This is a genomic window from Streptomyces sp. NPDC050211 (assembly GCF_040656035.1).
In the GTDB taxonomy this organism is placed as follows: Bacteria; Actinomycetota; Actinomycetes; order Streptomycetales; family Streptomycetaceae; genus Streptomyces.
Genome location: NZ_JBFALC010000183.1, coordinates 1 through 1,168, shown reverse-complemented (window position 1 = coordinate 1,168; position 1,168 = coordinate 1). Strand labels below are relative to the sequence as shown.

Sequence of the window (1,168 nt, the reverse complement as noted above, 5' to 3'; positions counted from 1 at the left end):
AGCTGGGCGGCCTGGAGTCGGCCCGTCGCGCTGAACACCGGCTGACCGAACTCGTCGACGAGCGGGCTCGCTTGGACCGTCAGGAGCGCGTCGATGAGGACGTCCTCCAGGAGGCGGAGGCCTGGCTCGCCGAGTGGGAGGCGAACCGTGCCGCGCTCCAGGCCCGCATCGACACCGCCCAGCAGGCCGCGACGCGGGCCGAGCAGCTCGCCGTACAGCGCGAACCCGCCCAGCGGCGGCTCGGGGCGGCCCGGCAGCGGGACCAGTTCGCGGGCGACACCGAAGCTGCGCAGCAGCAGGCGCTCGCCTCGGCCGAGCGTGCGGTCGAGGCCCGCGCCCACTGGCTGGACCTCAAGGAACAGCGCCTGAACGGCATCGCCGCCGAACTCGCCGCGCACCTCACCGACGGCGAGCCCTGCGCCGTCTGCGGAGCCACCGAACACCCCGCTCCCGCACGGAAGATCGCCGGGCACGTCGACCGGGAGGCGGAGGAGCGCGCACTCGCCGCCTACCAGCGCGCCGACGAACAGCGCGCCCAGGACGAGCGGCGCCTCGGCCTCGTACGGGAAGCCCTGGCCGCCGCCACCGCGGAGGCCGGAGACGCACCTACGGACCAACTCGCCCAAGAGGCGGAGGGGTTGGAGCGGCTCTACGAGCAAGCGCGCCGGGATGCCGCCGGGCTGCACTCCGGGCACGAGGAGCTGCGCCGGGCCGAGCAGGAGCGCGAGCGGCGCACCGCCGTACGGCAGGAGGCGGCCGTACGAGCCGCGTCGCGGGTGGGCCACCGGGAGCGCCTGGAGCTGGAGAAGGCCGCGCTGGAGGAGGAGTTGGCGCAGGCCCGGGGCGCCTCGGCGAGCGTGGCCGCGCGGTCGGCGCAGCTGGAGCAGCAGGTCGCCCTGCTCTCCGACGCCGCCGACGCCGCGCGGGCCGCCGACGAGAGCGCCGAGCGGCTCAAGGCCGCGGACGGCCGGCTCGCCGAGTCCGCCTTCCGCGCCGGGTTCGACACCCCGCAGGCCGCGGCGTCCGCCCTGCTCGACGACGCGGCCCACCGCGAGCTGCAACGGCGGCTGGACGCCTGGCAGTCCGAGGAGGCCGCCGTCCGCTCGGTCCTCGCCGAGGCCGACACCGCGGCCGCCGCCCAGCAGCCGCCCGCCGACCTCGAAGCGGC

1 pseudogene is annotated in these 1,168 nt (G+C 77.1%); it reads left to right on the top strand.

What is annotated here, in order from left to right:
* Positions 1–1,168, top strand: a pseudogene (locus AB0I98_RS49880) (SMC family ATPase); the annotation flags it as partial.